The organism is Agromyces sp. S2-1-8, assembly GCF_021129215.1.
Classification (GTDB): domain Bacteria; phylum Actinomycetota; class Actinomycetes; order Actinomycetales; family Microbacteriaceae; genus Agromyces; species Agromyces chromiiresistens.
Genome location: NZ_JAJOLP010000001.1, coordinates 1,052,464 through 1,070,692, shown reverse-complemented (window position 1 = coordinate 1,070,692; position 18,229 = coordinate 1,052,464). Strand labels below are relative to the sequence as shown.

Below are 18,229 nucleotides of genomic sequence, written 5' to 3'. Positions count from 1 at the left end.
GATCACAGGTCGCGCTCGCCGCCGCCGTTCGCGAGCTCCTCGTGGTGCTGGATCACTTCGGCGACGACGAAGTTGAACCATTTCTCGGCGAAGGCCGGGTCGAGGTGCGCGTCGATCGCGAGCGCCCGCAGGCGGGCGATCTGGCGCTGCTCGCGGGCGGGGTCGCTCGGCGGCAGGCCGTGGGTCGCCTTCAGCCGGCCGACCTGCTGCGTGAACTTGAAGCGCTCGGCCAGCAGGTGGATGAGCGCCGCGTCGATGTTGTCGATGCTCGAGCGGATGCCGAGCAGCTCGCTCATCGCGGCGTCCCGGTCGTCGAATGCGGCATCGTCAGTCATGCTTCGAGCGTACTTCGCGTCGGTCGGGTCGCGCGAAGTCGCGGGACGCACGATGTCGTTGGAACCGGACATGGCGCAGCCGGGTGCCGCAGGCGTAGCGTCGGGCGTGGAGGTGGTCGTGATGGGTGATCGGAGCGGCAGCGGTGCGGTGGTCGGCGGGGGCGCGATCTACGGCCTCGGCATCTTCGGGGCGTGGTTCTACTTCTTCGGCCAGGCCGACGAGTTCTGGGAGTTCGTCTGGGCGTTCTTCCAAGGGCTGTTGTGGCCGGCGTTCATGGTCTTCGACCTGTTCACGGCCCTGAACTCCTGACCGCCCGGGCCACCGGCCCGAGCGATCAGGACCAGGTCAGGATGCCGCGGCCGAGGTGCGCGCGAGCATCGGCCGCGTCGCGGCGAGGCCGAGCCAGACCACGCCGATGCCCGCCGCGAGCACGGCGGCGATCACGACGAGCGCGAGCGGCTGCACGATCAGTGCGGCGCCCGTGAGCGGCAGCATGACGAAGGCGGCGATCAGCGCCGACCCGATCGCGGTGATGCGCAGCGGCGACATGACGGCTCGCCGCCGGGCGGCGTCCATCGTCGCCTCCGGCATGCCGAGCATGTCGAGCGAGCGATACAGGTCGCGCCGGTCGAGGATGCCGGCCGCCTGGTTGACGCCCACCGAGCAGGCGACCATGAGGAACGACCCGACCACGGTGATGAGGATGCCGGTGCGGATGTCGGTGAACAGCTCGAGCGACTCGCGGTCGACGCCGGCGCCCGCGAGGTCGACGATCGCGAGGCCGACCCCGGCGAAGACCGCCATGAAGCTCGTCATCGCGACGCCCGACACCTGGCGCCAGGCCGCCTTCGGCGACTCGAGCACGGTGCGTGCCGCGAGCAGTTGCGCGGGGCGCTTGGCGCGCCTGGCCTGGCCCTTCGCCACGAGCCGGATGACCCACGGCCCCACGAGGTTCAGCACCGCGAGCGTTCCGCCGAAGCCCGCGGCGAGGATGGCGATGAGCACGATGGCCGAGCCCGCGACCTGCAGCGCACCCATGAGCGCGAACGAGACGAGCACGACGACCGCGCCGATCGCGAAGCGCAGCCACGAGAGCTTCGGCGCGTCCTGCCTGGTGCGCACGCCGAGCGGCGAGATGACCACCCTGCGGAGGCCGAGCACGGCGCTCACCGCGGCGAGGGCGACGATGCCGGCCGTCACGCCGGCGAGCACGGGCCACCCGAGCAGCACGCCGTCGATGCCGAGCGGCTCGCCGCGGAACGGCACGAGGGCGAGCAGCGGCACGATCAGGAAGTAGAGCACCACTCCGCCGACCGCGCCGGCGAGCGCGAGCACCGCCGACTCGACGACGGCGAGGGCCGACACGGTCGCGGGGGTCGCGCCGAGCAGGCGCAGCGTCGAGAGGCGGTCGTCGCGCCGGCGCGCCGACAACCGTGCGGCCGCCCCGCCGAGCGAGGCGAGCGGCACGACGAGCAGCACGAGCGCGACGACCGCGAGCAGCTGGTAGGTGAAGGCGATGTCGTCGGTCCACGTCCAGAACGTCTGCGCGCCGCCGAGCACGGTGAGCAGCAGGCCCGTCACGATCGCGAACGCCGTGACGGGCAGCGCGAGCGTCGCGACGCCCGCCGAGCCGGGGCGGGCGAACAGCCAGGCGACTCGCGCGATCACGCCCGCACCTCCGATGCGGCGCCGGTCGAGGCATCCGCCCCGGTCGCAGCCGCCGCCTGCGGAACCGAGCCCGCGGCGCCGGCGGGCACCCGCTCGCCGACGATCCGCCCGTCGCGCATGTCGACGATGCGCGAGCATCGCCCCGCGACATCCGCATCGTGGGTGACGACCACGAGGGTGCGCCCCTGGCCGGTCGTCGAGTCGAGGAGCGCCTGCATCACCTCGGCGGAGGTCGCCGAGTCGAGCGCTCCGGTCGGCTCGTCGGCGAAGACGACGGTCGCGCCGGTCACCTGCGCCCGCGCGATCGCCACGCGCTGGGCCTGTCCGCCCGACAGCTGCCCGATGCGGCGCTCTTCGAGACCGCCGAGTCCGAGGGCGGCGAGCCAGCCCCGGCCGTACTCCTCGGCGCGGGCCCGAGGCATCCCGTTCAGCATGAGGGCCAGCGCGACGTTCTCGACCGCCGTGAGCTCGGGGATCAGCAGGCCCTGCTGGAACACGAAGCCGAACGCCTCGCGACGCAGCCGCGAGCGTTCGCGCTCGCCGAGCGCGGTGACCTCGACGCGTCCCGCGCCCGAGAGGAACGACACCGAGCCGGTGTCGGCCGGCACGATGCCCGCGAGGCAGTGCAGCAGGGTCGTCTTGCCCGATCCCGAGGCGCCCATGATGGCGAGCGACTCGCCCGTGCGAACGCGCAGGTCGACGCCCCCGAGGGCGCGGGTCTGGCCGTAGGTCTTGACGAGGCCGGATGCCTCGAGCACGAAGGAACTCATACCCTCGAGCCTGCCCGGCACGGCCGCGGGGGCGCGTCGGGCGCGAGTCGCATCTCGCGCCCGACCCGTCATCCCTCCGGATGATCTGCGACGGTCCGCAGCACGCCGAGGACCAGGCGGCGCATTCGCGCCTGAGCGACATCTTCCGAGATTCGGCCGCCGTCTCGCAGCAGGCTCCAGGTGCGCACGTCGAGCGCCGTCGCGAGGAGCTCGGCGGTGTCCTCGCGATCCGACTCCGCGGCCGCGGCGAGTTGAGCCGCGAAGGCGCGACAGACCCACTCCCGGTGGTATCGGCCACCGCCTTCGAGACCTTCGGCGATGAGCGGATTCCGATCGGCGATGGCGATTCCGCGCATCACCGCGGCCCCGGCCACCTCGTATTCGGCGAACACCGCGGCCACGGCGGCGTCGATGTCGCCGTGCGGCGGGACTCCGCGGAGTCCTGCCACCCAGGGCAGGAACCGCTCCCGAGCGACGGCGGCGAACAAGCCGCTCTTCGAGCCGAAGTGGTTCACGACGGTCTGGGTGGAGACGCCGGCCTGCTCGGCCGCGGCCGCAAGCGTGACCGCGTCGAAGCTCTTCTCGTTGAGCGCCATGACGGCGTCCAGGATGGCCTCGCGAGTGCGGGCGAGCCCATCCTCTCGAACCCGAGACCGGTACGACCGCTTCGGAGCAACAGATTCTCTTGCACGAGCCACAAATCAATTGTACGCTATTCAAACGACCCGAACATCGACGCTCCTCCGGGAGGCCTCATGTTCTCGATACTGCTCGCGGCGCATGCCCTCGACGGCCACACCGGACCGATGCTTCCGCTCGCGCAACACCTCGCCGATGCCGGACATCGCGTGCGGTTCCTCTCCGGCGAGCGGTTCGCGGAGCGCATTCGGCGCGCAGGGGCGGAATTCGTGCCCTGGCCGCGCGACGCGTGCGCCGACCACGAAGGACACCTGCGCACCATCGAAGCCGAGGGCCGTCGCAACAGGGGCGTGCGACAGCTCGCGCGCGACGTGGAGGTCGAGTTCCTCGCGCCCGGTCCAGGGCAGTACCGGGCCATCCGCTCCGCCATCGCCGCCGAGCCCGTGGACGCCGTGATCGCGGAGAACATGGTCGTCGGAGCGACCCTCCTCGCCAGAGACCCGAAGCCGCATCCACCCGTCATCATGTGCGGCATCTCGGTGCTCGGCTTCACCAGCCCCGATGCTCCGCCGGTCTTCCTCGGCCTGCAACCGCGCGACGACTGGTTGGGCCGGGCGCGCAACCGACTGCTGTACACGCTGATCCAGAAGGTGCTCCTGCGCCACCCGCAACGGGTCGCGGAACGCATCCGCCACGACGTCATCGGGCTCGACACCGGCGTGTTCTTCATGGACTCGGCGCGCTTCGCGGATCGATACGCGCAGTTCACCGTTCCCGGGTTCGAATACCCTCGCCACGACCTTCCGCCGAACGTGGTCTTCACCGGCCCGATGCTCGGTCTTCCTGCCCGGGCAGGCGAGCTGCCGCCCTGGTGGGGCGACCTGGACGGTCGAACCGTCGTCCACGTGAGTCAGGGCACGCTGGCGAACACGAATCCCGAAGAACTGCTCGGCCCGACCCTGCGGGCGCTCGCGGACCGCGATCTGCTCGTGGTCGCGACGACGGGCGGGCTCCCGGTCGAGTCGCTCGGTACGCTGCCCCGGAACGCCCGTGCCGCCGAGTTCATCCCGCACGACGCACTGATGCCGAGAACGTCGGTGTTCGTGACCAACGGCGGGTATGGCGGCGTCCATGCGGCGCTCGCACGCGGCGTGCCCCTCGTCGTCGCCGGCGACACCGAGGACAAGAAGGACGTCGCTGCGAGAATCGCGTGGTCCGGTGTCGGCATCAACCTGCGCACCGGCCTGCCCGGGGAGTCGTCGATCGCGGATGCGGTGGAGACCGTGCTGCAGACCCCGTCGTACCGGGAGCGGGCGGAGGCCATCGCGGCCGAGATCGCGGCGTCGCCCGGCGCGGCCGGAGTCGAACGCATGATCGCCGAGACGGCCGCCGCCGGGCGCGGGCCTGAGGATGCGATCACCTCGCTCGACGAGCCGTGATGTCAGCGCGGCGTCGCCCGGCGCACCACGAAGTACCCGGCGATGCCGACCACGACGGCCAGCACGAGCACGATCCCGAAGAGTCCGCCGAGGCCGATGGCGGCGAACCATGAGGCGACCGCGGGGCCCGACCCGGTCAGCGTGATCGCCGCGACGGCCGCGAGCACGAGCGCGAGCACGCTGAAGAGCAGGGTCATCATGCCCTTCATCCGCCACCGCATGTACACCGTGGTGACGGCGGCGCCGATGAACAGCACGAACAGCTGCAGCGAGAAGGTCGTGTAGAAGTCGAACAGCCAGCCCGACTGGCCGTACCAGAGGGCATCGAACATGCCCGCGCCGATCCACCAGCCGTCGGTCGCCTGCTCGATCTGCACGAGGGTCGCGATCGCGACCGCCATCTCGGTCGAGACGAACAGGAACATGATGCTCATGCCAAGCCAGTAGTCGCGTCGAGTCGACCCGAAGCCGAGCGCGAACGAGAGGGTGTAGGCGACGGCCTGCACGCCGACGACGACGAGGTACCACTGCGGTGAGAGCACCGCCCAGCTGTAGCGCATCCCCTCCTGCATCTCGTCGACGGGTGCCCCTGCCGCGTGGGCGATGAGGGCGATCAGCATCGTGACGACCCAGGCGCCGCCGAGGATCATCCACGGAACGCCGAAGAAGACGGTGGGATTGACGGCGAGCAGGCGCACGATGCGCCAGATCTCGCCTGGCCGCACCCGGTCGGCCACGAGGGCTCCTCGCTCGGCGGCGGCGGTGGCGACGGCGGTCATGCTGCGGCCTCCTGTTCGGTCGTACCGGCGAGATCGGTGCCGGTGAGGTGGACGATGAGCTGCTGGAGCGAGACCGGCGCGAGCTCGAGCCCGAGTTCGGCGGCACGCACGCGTTCGGCCTGGTCGAGCCGTTCGTCGATGGTGACCGATGCGAGCCCGCCGAGGCGCTCACGCCCGATCACGAGGCGGTCGGCGACGAACTGCTCGACGACGGCGCTCGCGCCGGCGATCGTGGTCGCCGATCCGCGCACCTCCTCGGCGTCGCGGTCGAGCAGGATGCGGCCCTGGTCGATGAGGATGATGTGCTCGAGGAGGTTCGCGACCTCGTCGATCAGGTGCGTCGAGAGCACGATCGTGCGCGGGTGCTCGGCGTAGTCCTCGAGCAGCCGGTCGTAGAAGATGTGCCGGGCCACCGCGTCGAGGCCGAGGTACGGCTCGTCGAAGAAGGTGAGCGGTGCGCGCGAGGCGAGGCCGACGATGACACCCACGGCGCTCAGCTGGCCGCGGCTCAGCTTCTTGATGCGGCGCTTCACCGGCAGCCGGAAGTCGGCGATGAGCCGCTCGGCGAAGTCCTGGTCCCAGTTCTCGAAGAACCACGGGGCGGCCCTGAAGACGTGCTTCGGCGCGAAGTCCTCGGGGTAGCGCTGCGCCTCGGCGATGAAGCAGAGTCGGCGCAGCACGTCGGCGTGCTCGGCGGGCGTTCGGCCGAACACCTCGATCTCGCCCCCGTTCGGGAAGAGCTGCCCGGTGAGCAACTGCATGATCGTCGTCTTGCCGGCGCCGTTGCGACCGAGCAAGCCGTAGATGCGATGCTCATGCAGCTCGAAGTCGACGCCGTCGATGGCGGTGAAGTCGCCGTAGCGCTTGGTGAGGCCGGTGGCGCGGGCCACGGTGGCGGTCATGATGCGGTCCTCTCGGATCGGAGTGCGGCGAGCATGCCCGCCAGGTCGTCGACGTCGATGCCGAGCTTCTCGGCCTCGACGAGGAGGGGTTTCAGGTACTGGGCGCTGAACTCGGCCCGCCGTCGCACGACGAGGCGCTCGCGGGCACCGGCGGTCACGAACATGCCGATCCCCCGTCGCTTCTCCACGAATCCGTCGTCGACAAGACGACCCACCCCCTTCAGTGCAGTGGCCGGATTCACCCGCAGGAAGCTCGCGAACTCGTTGATCGACGGGATCTGCGACCCTTCGGGCAGCGCCCCGTCGATGATGTCGTTCTCGAGCTGTTCGGCGATCTGGATGAAGATCGGACGCGAGTCGTCCATTCCGGCCCATCTGGTGCGTCTGCGAACATCGATTCGCATGTTGGTTAGTTACTACAGTAACTAACCAATCATCCTCACCGGGATCTGTCAACCCCCGGTCGGCCGAGGAGGCGTGCAGCGCCATCCATATCGAGACCACACGACGCACCCCGTCGGTCGAGGAAGCGCGCAGCGCCATATCGAGACCACACCCTGCGACCGCGATCGCACGGGGCGGTGTTCCCCTGCAAGACGTGTGCACAAGTGGACTTGTCGACAACCAAGGTGTGCACAAGTGGACTTGTCGACAACCAAGGTGTGCACAAGTGGACTTGTCGACAACCGCCCAGGAGAGTTCCCTCCCGGTCGAGTACCGCGCACCGCCGCCGCCCCTTCGCCCGCGCAGCGCGCAGCGCGCAGCGCCGTATCGAGACCACGCCCCTGCCGGAGGTCTCGATACGCGCTCTGCGCTACTCGACCGACCGGCGCCGTCCCAGGCGCAGCCGCCCCGGCGCGAGCAGGATGCCGACGAGCACGAGCAGCGCCCCGAGCGGCTCGTGCCAGCTGAACCGCTCGCCGAGGAGCAGCACCCCGAGTGCCACCCCGACGACCGGGGTCACGTACGTCACCGTCGAGGTGCCGGTCGGCCCCCAGGCGCGCAGCACGTTGATGTTCCAGATGTAGGCGAGGCCCGTGCCGAGCACGCCGAGGGCGACGAGCGAGAGGCCGACCGCCCAGTCGAGCTCGATCGGGCCGATCGCGAGCCATGGGGTGAGCGCGAGCATCACGACCGCCGAGACCCCGATCGACAGGAAGGCGAACGTCGCCGGCGCGATCGGCCGATGGCTCAGGAACTTGCGCTGGTACCCGAACGTGAAGCCGTAGCAGGCGGTCGCGACGAGGCAGGCGAGCTGCCCCGCGAGGCTGCCGGTGAGCGCGTGGTACTGCCACGGCCCGATCACGACGACGACGCCGAGGATGCCGACGCCCACGCCGACCCACCGGCTGAGCCCGAGCCGCTCGACGCGGAAGACGAGCGTCGCCATGAGCGCCGTCATGATCGGCGTGGTCGCGTTGTAGATCGACGCGAGGCTCGACGACACGTACTGCTCGGCCCACGCGAAGCAGAGGTACGGGATCACGCACGTCGTGAACGACACGACGAGGAAGTGCACCCACACGATCGGTTCGCGCGGCAGCACCGGACCGGCCGCGCCGTCGACGCCGGGCACCCGCGGCCTCGTCACGGCCACGATGACGCCGAGTGCGAGCGCGCCGAGCACCACGCGCGACCACGCGACCTGCCCGAACGAGACCCCGCCGAGCGCGACCTTCATGAACAGGAAGCTGGCACCCCACACGAGCCCCATCGCGAGGAACTGCAGCCATGTCGACAGCCGGTTCGGCTTCGACGGCGCGGATGCCTCGGCGGCGGCTTCGACGGACGCGGTGGTGCTCACCCGACGAGGCTACGGCGGCCGGAAGGCCGCCGGAACCGCTGCGGAACGCGCTGTCCGGAATCCGCCGAAGAACGGCAGCCCCGAGGCATCCGGCACCCCTCGTCACCGAGCGCGCGCGGGCATAGGCTGGCGCCCATGAGCGAATACGACGTCGTCCTCCTCGGCGCGGGCCCCGGCGGCTACGTGGCCGCGATCCGTGCCGCACAGCTCGGCCTGAGCGTGGCCGTCATCGAAGAGCGGTATTGGGGCGGCGTGTGCCTCAACGTGGGCTGCATCCCCTCGAAGGCGCTGCTGCGCAACGCCGAGCTCGCGCACATCTTCCACGACCAGGCCGCGACCTTCGGCATCTCGGGCGACGTGCAGTTCGACTTCGGCGCCGCGTTCGACCGCAGCCGCCAGGTGTCGGAGAAGCACGTCAAGGGCGTGCACTTCCTGATGAAGAAGAACGGCATCACCGAGATCGACGGCCGCGGCGTCTTCCGCGACGCGAACACGATCGACGTGACGAAGGCCGACGGCTCGGTCGAGACGGTCTCGTTCCGCGACGCGATCATCGCGACCGGCTCGCAGGTGCGGCTCCTGCCCGGCGTTCAGCTCTCGCAGAACGTCGTCACCTACGAGACGCAGATCCTCACGCGCGAACTCCCCCGCTCGATCGCGATCGTCGGCGCGGGCGCGATCGGCATGGAGTTCGCCTACGTGCTGCGCAACTACGGCGTGCAGGTCACCGTCATCGAGTTCCTCGACCGCGCCCTCCCGAACGAGGACGCCGAGGTCTCGAAGGAGATCACGCGGCAGTACCGCAACCTCGGCATCCCGATCCTCGCGTCGACCAAGGTCGAGAGCGTCGTCGACAACGGGTCGTCGGTCACCGTCGCGTACACCGGCTCCGACGGACAGCCGGGATCGATCGAGGCCGACAAGGCCCTCATCTCGGTCGGCTTCGCACCGAACGTCGACGGGATCGGGCTCGAGAACGCCGGCGTGCAGCTCACCGAGCGCGGCGCGATCGCCATCGACGAGCGCATGCGCACGAACGTGCCGCACATCTACGCGATCGGCGACGTCACGGCGAAGCTCATGCTCGCCCACGTCGCGGAGGCGCAGGGCGTCGTCGCCGCCGAGACGATCGGCGACGCCGAGACGATGGAGCTCGGCGACTACCGGATGATGCCGAGAGCGACCTTCTGCTCGCCGCAGGTCGCGAGCTTCGGGCTCACCGAGCAGCAAGCCCGCGACGAGGGCTACGACGTGGTCGTCGCGAAGTTCCCGTTCTCGGCGAACGGCAAGGCGAACGGCCTCGGCGACCCGGTCGGCTTCGTGAAGCTCGTCGCCGACAGGCAGCACCTCGAACTGCTCGGCGGACACCTGATCGGCCCCGACGTCTCGGAGCTGCTGCCCGAGCTCACGCTCGCCCAGAAGTGGGACCTCGGCGCGCTCGAGCTCGCCCGCAACGTGCACACCCACCCGACCCTGTCGGAGGCGCTGCAGGAGGCGTTCCACGGCCTCGCCGGCCACATGATCAACATGTAGCGCGGTCGGTCGGGCAGGCGCGAAGCACCGTATCGACACCACCGCACCTCACCAGAACGAGAGGCATCTCCATGAACTGGGTACTCATCATCGTCGGCGCGCTGCTCACCCTCACCGGCGGTGTCTGGCTGTTCCAGGGGATCGGCCTGCTGCCGGGTTCCGTCATGACCGGGGCGACGCTCTGGGTGATCCTCGGCGCGCTCGTCGCGGCCGTGGGCCTCGGCCTCATGGGGTGGGCCATCGCCCGCCAGCGCCGCCCCTGATCGAAACGAGCGGGGCGGATGTCTCGGCACTCGGCCGAGGCATCCGCCCCTGTTCCATCGACGCGACCGGGCAGGCGGGCGGGGTCGCGCCGAGCTGTTCCGGCGGCGGGCCCCCACCCGCCGCCGGGGTCTCTAGTGCTGCGTCGCCTTCTCGGCGCCGACGCCCGTGAGCGAGCGCACCTCCATCTCGCTCTGCTTGAGCGGGTCCTCGGTGCCCTTGTCGAGCACGGTGCCGAGCCAGCCGAGGAAGAACGCGAGCGGGATCGAGACGATGCCGGGGTTCGACAGCGGGAAGATCGCGAAGTCGATCGCCTCGGTCTTCAGCATCGAGGTCTCGGAGCCCGAGACGACCGGCGAGAAGATGATGAGGATGATCGCCGACGCGAGGCCGCCGTACATGCTCCACAGGGCGCCCTTCGTGGTGAAGCGCTTCCAGTAGAGCGAGTAGACGATCGTCGGCAGGTTCGCCGACGCCGCGACCGCGAACGCGAGCGCCACGAGGAACGCGACGTTCTGCCCGTTCGCCCCGATGCCGCCGATGATCGCGACGATGCCGATGATGACGACCGTGCGGCGCGCCACCTTCACCTCGGCACCCGGCTCGGGCTTGCCCTTCTTCACGACCGACGCGTAGATGTCGTGCGCGAACGAGGCGGCCGCCGTGATCGTGAGGCCCGCGACGACCGCGAGGATCGTCGCGAACGCGATCGCCGAGATGAGGCCGAGCAGCAGCGGTCCGCCGAGCTCGAACGCGAGCAGCGGGGCCGCCGAGTTCGGGCCGCCGGGGGCACCGGCGATGACGGCCGGGCCGACGAGGGCGGCGGCGCCGTAGCCGAGCACGAGCGTGAACACGTAGAAGATGCCGATGAGCCAGATCGCCCAGACGACCGACTTGCGGGCCTCCTTCGCGGTGGGCACCGTGTAGAAGCGCATGAGCACGTGCGGCAGGGCCGCGGTGCCGAGCACGAGGGCGAGACCGAGCGAGAGGAAGTCGATCTTCGAGACATCCGAGACGCCGTACTTGAGGCCCGGGTCGAGGATCGCCGGGTTCTCGGCCACCTCGACCGCGTTCTCGAGCAGCGCCGAGAAGTCGAAGCCGTTGAGCGCGAGCACCCACACGGTCATGACGCCGGCGCCCGCGATGAGCAGCACCGCCTTGATGATCTGCACCCAGGTGGTGCCCTTCATGCCGCCGATGAGCACGTAGAGGATCATGAGCGCGCCCACGACGGTGATGACGACGGCCTGGCCCAGCTGGTCGCCGACGCCGAGCAGCAGCGAGACGAGCCCGCCGGCGCCGGCCATCTGCGCGAGCAGGTAGAAGAAGCAGACCACGAGGGTCGTCGTCGCCGCGGCGATGCGCACGGGCTTCTGCCTGAGCCGGAACGAGAGCACGTCGGCCATCGTGAACTTGCCGGTGTTGCGCAGCAGCTCGGCGACGAGCAGCAGCGCGACGAGCCACGCCACGAGGAAGCCGATCGAGTAGAGGAACCCGTCGTACCCGGTCATCGCGATCGCGCCGACGATGCCGAGGAACGACGCCGCCGACAGGTAGTCGCCCGCGATCGCCGAGCCGTTCTGCCCGCCCGTGAACGAGCGGCCGGCGGCGTAGTAGTCGGCGGCGGTCTTGTTGTTCCGGCTCGCGCGGAACACGATGATCATCGTGATCGCGACGAAGGCGCCGAAGATCGCGATGTTGAGCCAGGGCTCGCCCGGCGAGGCGGCGGGTGCGGCCTCGGCGGCGACGCCGGTCGAGGCGGATGCCGCGGCGGATGCGGTCAGTGCGGTGAAGCTCATCGTGCCGTCTCCTCGGTGGCCGGGGCGAAGTCCGCGTGCTCGATCTCGTCGCGCAGCTTCTCGGCGCGCGGGTCGAGCTTGCGGTTGGCGTAGCTGACGTACCAGGTCGTGACCGCGAAGGTCGTGACGACCTGCGCGAGGCCGAGCAGCATCGCGACGTTCACGTGCCCGAACACGGGCGTCGACATGAAGTCGTGCGCGTAGCTCGCGAGCAGCACGTAGCCGAAGTACCAGACGAGGCAGGCGCCGAGCACCGGGAAGACGAACTTCCGGTGCGTGGAGCGCAGCTCTTGGAACTCGGGGGATCGTTGGACTGCGGGGTAGTCGACGGGAGGGGCCGTCTCCTGCTCCGCGCTCAGGGCGTCGTTGCCCATGGCGTCTCCTTCATCGGGGTGGTGTTCTCAGGTGTTGCCGTGGCCGAGTCTCGCGCGACGTCGGTGCCGCGTGGGGCGCCCGCCGTTCGTCGTCGACGAACGGCGCCGACGGTGCGACGAACGGCGCCGGCCGCGACGACGAGCGCACGACGAGGCGATTACGCTGGCCGCATGCCCGAGTCGATGCTGCTCGCCGCCGCCGTCGGCGTCGCCGCGGGCGCGCTCGCGGTCGGGCTCGTGATCTTCCTGCGGCGCATCGTGCTCGCCTCGAAGGAGCTCGGCACCGACGCCGAGCAGGCCACCTACCAGACCCTGCATCTCGCCTCGCGGGCGGCCGAGCACCTGCGCGGCGGGCTCGAGGGGCCCGACGCCCAGCGCGCGGGGAGGCACCTGCGCGCCCTCCTCGGCTGCGACAGCCTCGCCCTCGCCGACCGCACCGGCGCGATCGCGATCGACGGCGACGACGCCGTGCGCCCCGCCGCCGAGCGGCTCGTCGCCGAGGCGCTCGCGAGCGGCCGCCCGGCAGTGCAGCGGCGCATCCCGGTGGGCGCCTGGGAGACCGACGCGGTCGCGGCGCCCGTGGTCGGCGGCGCCGGCACGGTCGGCGCGATCGTCGCATTCGCCTCGCCCGTGCGGGCGGGGCTCGTGCGCGCCACCGGCGAGGTCGCAGACTGGGTCGCCGCACAGGTCGAGCTGGGCGAGCTGGATGCCTCGCGCGCGGCCCTCGCGGAGGCCGAGGTGAAGGCGCTCCGAGCCCAGATCAGCCCGCACTTCATCTACAACTCGCTCAACGCCATCGCCTCGTTCATCAACACCGACCCGCAGAAGGCGCGCGACCTCGTGCTCGAGTTCGCCGACTTCACCCGGTACTCGTTCCGCCGCCACGGCGACTTCACGACCGTCGCCGAGGAGCTGCGCTCGATCGACGGCTACCTCAAGCTCGAACGCGCGCGGTTCGGCGATCGGCTCAAGGTCACGCTGCAGATCGCACCCGAGGTGCTCTCGACGGTGGTGCCGTTCCTCTCGATCCAGCCGCTCGTCGAGAACGCCGTGCGGCACGGGCTCGAATCGAAGGAGGGCGGCGGGCGCATCACGATCGAGGCCTCCGACTCGGGCGCCTACGCCGAGATCACCGTCGAGGACGACGGCGTCGGCATCGACCCCGCGCAGCTCGCGGCGGTGCTCGCGGGCGGACCGGCCGACGGCGAGCACGTGGGTCTGCGCAACGTCGACGCCCGGTTGCGGCAGGTCTACGGCGACGAGCACGGGCTCGTCGTCGAGACGAACCTCGGCGCCGGAACCCTCGTGCGCATGCGGGTGCCGAAGGCCGGCCCGCGCCGTGATGGGAGGATCGCACCATGATCTCCGTGCTCATCGCCGACGACGAGCAGCCCGCGATCGACGAGCTCGCCTTCCTGCTGCGCCAGGACCCGCGGATCGGCACGATCCACCAGGCCTCCTCGGGGTCCGAGGCGATCCGGCTGCTCGCGCGCGAGCCGGTCGACGCCGCGTTCCTCGACATCCACATGCCCGGGCTCACGGGGTTCGACCTGGCCCGGGCGCTCGCCCGGTTCGAGCAGCGCCCGGTGCTCGTCTTCGTCACGGCCGACGAGGAGGGCGCGCTCGAGGCGTTCGACCTCGAGGCCGTCGACTACCTGCTGAAGCCCGTGCGCACCGAGCGGCTGCACCGGTCGGTCGGGCGCGTGGTCGAGGCCATCACCGCCGCCGGCGCCCGCACCGCGGGCCGGCCCGCGCCCGAGGCATCCGCCCCGCCCGAGATGATCGCCGTCACGCTCGGCGGCACGACGCGCATGATCCGCCGCGACGACGTGCGCTACGTGCAGGCGCAGGGCGACTACGCCCGGCTGCACACCGAGGAGGCGAGCTACCTCGTGCGGGTGCCGATGGCCGATCTCGAACGGCAGTGGGCCGACGCGGGCTTCGTGCGGGTGCACCGCTCGTATCTCGTCGCACTCGCGCACGTGAGCCGGGTGCGGCTCGGCGCCGACCATCCGAGCGTCGTGGTCGGCCAGGCCGAACTGCCGGTGAGCCGCCGGCTGCTGCCCGGCCTGCGCGACCGGCTCGAGCAGGCGACCCTGCGAGCGCGGCCGTGAGCGACGGGGGGTCGGAGACGGCCGCACCGCTCCCTCCCCGACCTGCGGGGCGCGCGCGGGTGCGCGTCACCGCGCCGCACACCGGGGGTCCCGCGGCGCAGCCGGCCGGCCGCGGCGCGCGCCCGGGCACGAGCGACGTGCAGGGCGTGTACGTGCGGTCGCTCATCCGCTCGCAGCTGCGCCTCGCGCTCGTCGTCGCAGCGGGCTTCGTCATCGCGACCGGGCTGTTCGTCGTCGCGATCGCCCTCGTGCCCGACCTCGACCGCACGTTCGTCGTCGGCGTGCCCGTCTCATGGCTGCTGCTCGGATTCGGCCTCTACCCGCTCGTGATCACCGTCGGGGTGCTCTACGTGCGGGCGGCCGCACGCAACGAGGCACGGTACCGGGCACTCGCGGAGGACGACTCGTGAACCCCGCGATCGGCTACGTCTCGATCGCCGCGGTCGCGCTCGTCTCGGCGCTCATCGGCTTCTACGGGCTCCGGGTGTCGCGCACGACGAGCGACTTCTACGTCGCGAGCCGCACGGTGCGGCCGTGGTGGAACGCGTCGGCCATCGGCGGCGAGTACCTGTCGGCGGCCTCGTTCCTCGGCATCGCGGGGCTCATCCTGCTCACGGGGGCGTCGGCGCTGTGGTTCCCGATCGGCTACACCGCGGGGTACCTCATGCTGCTGCTCTTCGTCGCGGCGCCGCTTCGGCGCAGCGGCGCCTACACGATCCCCGACTTCACCGAGGCGCGGCTCGAGTCGCGCTGGGCGCGCCGGGTGACGAGCCTGCTCGTGATCGTCGTCGGCTGGTTCTACATCGTGCCGCAGCTGCAGGGCGCCGCCCTGACCGTGCGCATCACGACCGGCCTGCCCGCCTGGGCGGGCTCGGTCGCCGTCGCGGTGATCGTCGCCGTCGTGGTCGCGGCGGGCGGCATGCGCGCCATCACCTTCGTGCAGGCGTTCCAGTTCTGGCTCAAGCTCACGGCGCTCGCGCTGCCGGTCGTCGTGCTGCTGCTCGCGGTCGGCGGCGGAACCGCCGCCGCGCCCGCGCTCGATGCGGCGCTCGCACCGGCTGTGGCGTTCCCGACCGCGGCCGGGCCAGCCGACCTCGACGTCTACCGCACCGTGTCGCTCATGGTCGCGCTGCTGTTCGGCACCCTCGGCCTGCCGCACGTGCTCGTGCGGTTCTACACGAACCCCGACGGCGTCGCCGCCCGTCGCACGACCGTCATCGTGCTCGTGCTGCTCAGCGTGTTCTACCTCTTCCCGACGGCGTTCGGGCTGCTCGGGCGGGTGTTCGCGCCCGACCTCGCCGCACCGGGCAGCGCCGACGCGCTCATCCTGCTGCTGCCCGACCGGCTCGTGCCCGGGCCGCTCGGCGACCTGCTCACCGCGCTCGTCATCGCGGGGGCGTTCGGCGCGTTCCTCTCGACGTCGTCGGGACTCGTGGTCTCGCTCGCGGGCGTCATCAGCCAGGACCTGCTCGGCGGCCGGGTGCGCGGCTTCCGCATCGCCGCGATCGTCTCGACGGCGGTGCCGCTCGCGGTCGCTCTCGTGACCGAGTCGACGGGGCTCGCGGGCAGCGTCGGGCTCGTGTTCGCGTTCACCGCGTCGACGCTCTGCCCGATGCTCATCCTCGGCATCTGGTGGCGCGGGCTCACCGCGCGCGGCGCCATCGCGGGCATGCTCACGGGCGCCGTGCTGTCTGCTGCGGCCATCCTCGCCGGGGCGCCGCTCGGCGCCGCCGTGCCCGCGCTGCGCCCGTTCCTCGAACAGCCCGCCGCATGGACGGTGCCCCTCGCGGTCGTCGTGACGGTGTTCGTCTCCCGCGCCGATCGCCGAGGCATCCCCCGCGGGGTCGACGGGTACCTGACCCGGCTGCACGTGCCCGAGCGCCGCTGACGCCCGCCTAGACTTGCCCGGTGCTCCTGCCCGTCGCCCTCTCCGTGCTCGTCGGCGCGGCGTCGCAGCGCATCACCGGCATGGGGTTCGCGCTCATCGCCGCGCCCGCGCTCGTCGTGCTGCTCGGGCCGTTCGACGGCGTCGTCGTCGTGAACCTCTGCGCGGTGCTGTCGTCGCTGCTCATCCTTCCCCGGGTGTGGCGCCTGGTCGAAGGGCGGCGCCTGGCATGGCTGCTGCCGCCCGCGATCCTCGGCACGGTCGCCGGCGCGATCGTCGCCGCGAACGTGCCCGGCCCCGTGCTGCAGGTCGGCGTCGGGCTGCTCGTCGTCGTCGCGCTCACCGTCACGCTCGTCGTGACCCGCACGGCGGCCGCGCCGTCCGACGATGCGGCCACCGGCCCCGCGCCAGCGATCATCGCGGGCGCCGCCTCGGGCTTCATGAACGCCTCGGCCGGCGTGGGCGGCCCCGCGCTCAGCGTGTACGCCGTCGCGACGCGCTGGCCGCAGGCGGGGTTCGCCGCGACCGCGCAGGCGTACTTCATCGTGATCGGCTCGGCGGCGCTCCTCGGCAAGTTCGTCGCGACCGGGTGGAGCTGGCCGTCGCTCGACCCTGCGGCGTGGCCCTTCGTGATCGGCGCGCTCCTCGTCGGGCTGCTCATCGGCGAATGGCTCGCGCCCAGGGTCAGCCACCGGGCGGCACGGCTCGCGGTCGTCGTGATCGCCTACGTCGGGGGCGCCGCGGCGCTCGTCGACGGCGTGCTCGAGCTGCTGGGGTGACGCGCCAGGTGCCCGCCCGGACGGGCGGTCACCCGAAGGTCGCGAGCCGGGCCTCGAGCCCGGCGCGCACCTCGGGCCATTCGTCGATGACGACCGAGTAGACGGCGCTCGAGCGCCACGTGCCGTCGGCCCGGCGCTTGTCGCGGCGCATGACGCCGTCGAGCTTGGCGCCGAGCTTCTCGATGGCCGCGCGCGAGCGCCCGTTCGCCGAGTCGGCCTGGATCTTCACCCGCCCGAATCCGTGCGAGAACGCGTGGTCGAGCAGCAGCAGCTTCGCCTCGGGGTTCACCGCGCTGCCCCACACCCGCGGGTGGTACGCCGTCCAGCCGATGTGCGTCGACTCGTTCACGACGTCGAAGTCGGCGAGCTTCGTGGCGCCGACGACCGTGCCGTCGTCGATGCCGCCTTGGATGCGCACCACGAACGGCCGTGCGTCGCCCCCGCCGTCACCGCCGCCGAGGTAGTAGCGGCGCGCCCAGTCGACGAACGCGTCGCGGCCGTCGGGCAGACCCGCCGGTCCGCCGCCGTAGCCGCCGGCGAAGACCTCGGGCCGCGCGAGCGGCTCGACGAGGTCGGGCAGGTCGGTCTCGGTCAGCGGGGTGAGGCGCACGAAGCGCCCTCGCAGTTCGGTCGGGGCGGGCACGGTCGCGGCGGGCGGGGCGGCGGTCACCCGATCGAGTCTGCCACGCCGAGTCGACCGGCGTGCCGCCCGGCGAGGCGGCTGCGACGGGGTCTTCCCAGCGGACCCGAGGGCGTGCGACGATGACCGGGTCCGATCACCGAACGAAAGGCGCACCCATGGGGGCCATCGACGACGCGGCCAAGCAGGCCGGCGAGTTCTACGAGAAGAACAAGGACAAGATCGACGACGCGCTGAAGAGCGAGCAGGCCGAGGGCATCAGCGACTCGGTGCTCGACGGCGTGGCCGACTTCGCGAAGAAGGTCACGGGCGGCAAGTTCGACGAGCACATCGAGGGTGCCCGCGACGCCGCCGACGGCGCCGTCGGCAACGAGTAACCGGCTCAGCCGGAACGGCGCGCCCCGCACGGCGCGGTGACCACGAGGGGGCGGATGCCTCGCCGCACGCCGGAGGGCGCGGGGAGGCATCCGCCCCCTTCCGCGCCCGACGCGGGACGAATGGCGCTGC

At 71.5% G+C, this 18,229-nt stretch carries 21 protein-coding genes; 10 read left to right on the top strand and 11 right to left on the bottom strand.

Translation table 11 applies throughout. From position 1 onward, the window contains the following. Nucleotides 1-2: 2 nt before the first annotated feature. On the bottom strand, nucleotides 3-335 hold the full coding sequence (locus tag LR269_RS04910) for a chorismate mutase (RefSeq protein WP_231429650.1): 333 nt from the start codon (nucleotides 333-335) through the stop codon (nucleotides 3-5). 121 nt (nucleotides 336-456) lie between these two features. On the opposite strand from LR269_RS04910, the gene LR269_RS04905 reads away from it, so the two are divergent. After that, nucleotides 457-645, top strand: a complete 189-nt coding sequence (locus LR269_RS04905; protein WP_231429649.1) for a hypothetical protein — start codon at nucleotides 457-459, stop codon at nucleotides 643-645. 36 nt (nucleotides 646-681) lie between these two features. Here LR269_RS04905 and LR269_RS04900 read toward each other — a convergent pair whose 3' ends face one another. The 3 genes from LR269_RS04900 to LR269_RS19085 all read right to left on the bottom strand — a co-directional run bounded on the left by LR269_RS04900 (nucleotide 682) and on the right by LR269_RS19085 (nucleotide 3,370). After that, complete coding sequence (locus LR269_RS04900) at nucleotides 682-2,004, bottom strand: FtsX-like permease family protein (protein ID WP_231429648.1); 1,323 nt, start codon at nucleotides 2,002-2,004, stop codon at nucleotides 682-684. Beyond that, on the bottom strand, nucleotides 2,001-2,774 hold the full coding sequence (locus LR269_RS04895) for an ABC transporter ATP-binding protein (protein WP_231429647.1): 774 nt from the start codon (nucleotides 2,772-2,774) through the stop codon (nucleotides 2,001-2,003). The genes LR269_RS04900 and LR269_RS04895 overlap by 4 nt, the downstream gene beginning before the upstream one ends. A gap of 68 nt (nucleotides 2,775-2,842) precedes the next feature. Continuing rightward, entirely contained in the window at nucleotides 2,843-3,370 is a 528-nt protein-coding gene (locus LR269_RS19085; RefSeq protein WP_374201081.1) for a TetR/AcrR family transcriptional regulator, read from the bottom strand. Between the two features lie 159 nt (nucleotides 3,371-3,529). Between LR269_RS19085 and LR269_RS04890 the strand changes: the two genes are divergently transcribed. Further along, nucleotides 3,530-4,852: a nucleotide disphospho-sugar-binding domain-containing protein gene (locus LR269_RS04890; RefSeq protein WP_374201080.1), complete on the top strand. Its 1,323-nt coding sequence runs from the start codon at nucleotides 3,530-3,532 to the stop codon at nucleotides 4,850-4,852. 2 nt (nucleotides 4,853-4,854) lie between these two features. Here LR269_RS04890 and LR269_RS04885 read toward each other — a convergent pair whose 3' ends face one another. From LR269_RS04885 to LR269_RS04870, 4 genes are all read right to left on the bottom strand, one after another. Then, entirely contained in the window at nucleotides 4,855-5,631 is a 777-nt protein-coding gene (locus tag LR269_RS04885; protein WP_231429645.1) for a hypothetical protein, read from the bottom strand. Then, nucleotides 5,628-6,533, bottom strand: coding sequence for an ABC transporter ATP-binding protein (locus LR269_RS04880; protein WP_231429644.1), 906 nt, complete (start codon nucleotides 6,531-6,533; stop codon nucleotides 5,628-5,630). Before LR269_RS04880 ends, LR269_RS04885 begins: the two co-directional genes overlap by 4 nt. Continuing rightward, nucleotides 6,530-6,898: a GntR family transcriptional regulator gene (locus LR269_RS04875; protein WP_231429643.1), complete on the bottom strand. Its 369-nt coding sequence runs from the start codon at nucleotides 6,896-6,898 to the stop codon at nucleotides 6,530-6,532. Before LR269_RS04875 ends, LR269_RS04880 begins: the two co-directional genes overlap by 4 nt. Nucleotides 6,899-7,347: 449 nt before the next feature. Further along, a complete protein-coding gene (locus LR269_RS04870; RefSeq protein WP_255680163.1) occupies nucleotides 7,348-8,274 on the bottom strand; it encodes a DMT family transporter in 927 nt (308 codons plus the stop codon). Between the two features lie 198 nt (nucleotides 8,275-8,472). On the opposite strand from LR269_RS04870, the gene lpdA reads away from it, so the two are divergent. After that, on the top strand, nucleotides 8,473-9,870 hold the full coding sequence (lpdA, locus tag LR269_RS04865) for a dihydrolipoyl dehydrogenase (RefSeq protein ID WP_231429642.1): 1,398 nt from the start codon (nucleotides 8,473-8,475) through the stop codon (nucleotides 9,868-9,870). A gap of 71 nt (nucleotides 9,871-9,941) precedes the next feature. Further along, nucleotides 9,942-10,133, top strand: coding sequence for a hypothetical protein (locus LR269_RS04860; protein WP_231429641.1), 192 nt, complete (start codon nucleotides 9,942-9,944; stop codon nucleotides 10,131-10,133). Between the two features lie 132 nt (nucleotides 10,134-10,265). Here LR269_RS04860 and LR269_RS04855 read toward each other — a convergent pair whose 3' ends face one another. Both LR269_RS04855 and LR269_RS04850 read right to left on the bottom strand, forming a co-directional pair. Further along, nucleotides 10,266-11,930: a cation acetate symporter gene (locus tag LR269_RS04855; RefSeq protein ID WP_231429640.1), complete on the bottom strand. Its 1,665-nt coding sequence runs from the start codon at nucleotides 11,928-11,930 to the stop codon at nucleotides 10,266-10,268. Next, complete coding sequence (locus LR269_RS04850) at nucleotides 11,927-12,304, bottom strand: DUF485 domain-containing protein (protein ID WP_231429639.1); 378 nt, start codon at nucleotides 12,302-12,304, stop codon at nucleotides 11,927-11,929. Before LR269_RS04850 ends, LR269_RS04855 begins: the two co-directional genes overlap by 4 nt. A gap of 171 nt (nucleotides 12,305-12,475) precedes the next feature. Between LR269_RS04850 and LR269_RS04845 the strand changes: the two genes are divergently transcribed. Genes LR269_RS04845 through LR269_RS04825 form a run of 5 tightly spaced genes read left to right on the top strand, consistent with a single transcriptional unit; the run spans nucleotide 12,476 to nucleotide 17,082 of the window. After that, on the top strand, nucleotides 12,476-13,666 hold the full coding sequence (locus tag LR269_RS04845; protein ID WP_231429638.1) for a sensor histidine kinase: 1,191 nt from the start codon (nucleotides 12,476-12,478) through the stop codon (nucleotides 13,664-13,666). Continuing rightward, a complete protein-coding gene (locus LR269_RS04840; protein WP_231429637.1) occupies nucleotides 13,663-14,418 on the top strand; it encodes a LytTR family DNA-binding domain-containing protein in 756 nt (251 codons plus the stop codon). The genes LR269_RS04845 and LR269_RS04840 overlap by 4 nt, the downstream gene beginning before the upstream one ends. A 59-nt stretch (nucleotides 14,419-14,477) precedes the next feature. Continuing rightward, entirely contained in the window at nucleotides 14,478-14,828 is a 351-nt protein-coding gene (locus tag LR269_RS04835; RefSeq protein ID WP_231429636.1) for a DUF485 domain-containing protein, read from the top strand. After that, the gene (locus tag LR269_RS04830) at nucleotides 14,825-16,306 is read left to right on the top strand and encodes a cation acetate symporter (RefSeq protein WP_231429635.1); all 1,482 of its coding nucleotides are present in this window, start codon (nucleotides 14,825-14,827) and stop codon (nucleotides 16,304-16,306) included. The genes LR269_RS04835 and LR269_RS04830 overlap by 4 nt, the downstream gene beginning before the upstream one ends. Nucleotides 16,307-16,326: 20 nt before the next feature. Beyond that, nucleotides 16,327-17,082: a sulfite exporter TauE/SafE family protein gene (locus LR269_RS04825; protein ID WP_231429634.1), complete on the top strand. Its 756-nt coding sequence runs from the start codon at nucleotides 16,327-16,329 to the stop codon at nucleotides 17,080-17,082. 28 nt (nucleotides 17,083-17,110) lie between these two features. On the opposite strand, the gene LR269_RS04820 is transcribed toward LR269_RS04825, so the two are convergent. Beyond that, complete coding sequence (locus LR269_RS04820) at nucleotides 17,111-17,752, bottom strand: GNAT family N-acetyltransferase (protein ID WP_231429633.1); 642 nt, start codon at nucleotides 17,750-17,752, stop codon at nucleotides 17,111-17,113. 128 nt (nucleotides 17,753-17,880) lie between these two features. Here LR269_RS04820 and LR269_RS04815 point away from each other — a divergent pair, with 128 nt between their 5' ends. Then, a complete protein-coding gene (locus LR269_RS04815) occupies nucleotides 17,881-18,099 on the top strand; it encodes an antitoxin (protein ID WP_231429632.1) in 219 nt (72 codons plus the stop codon). The last annotated feature ends 130 nt before the right edge of the window (nucleotides 18,100-18,229 follow it).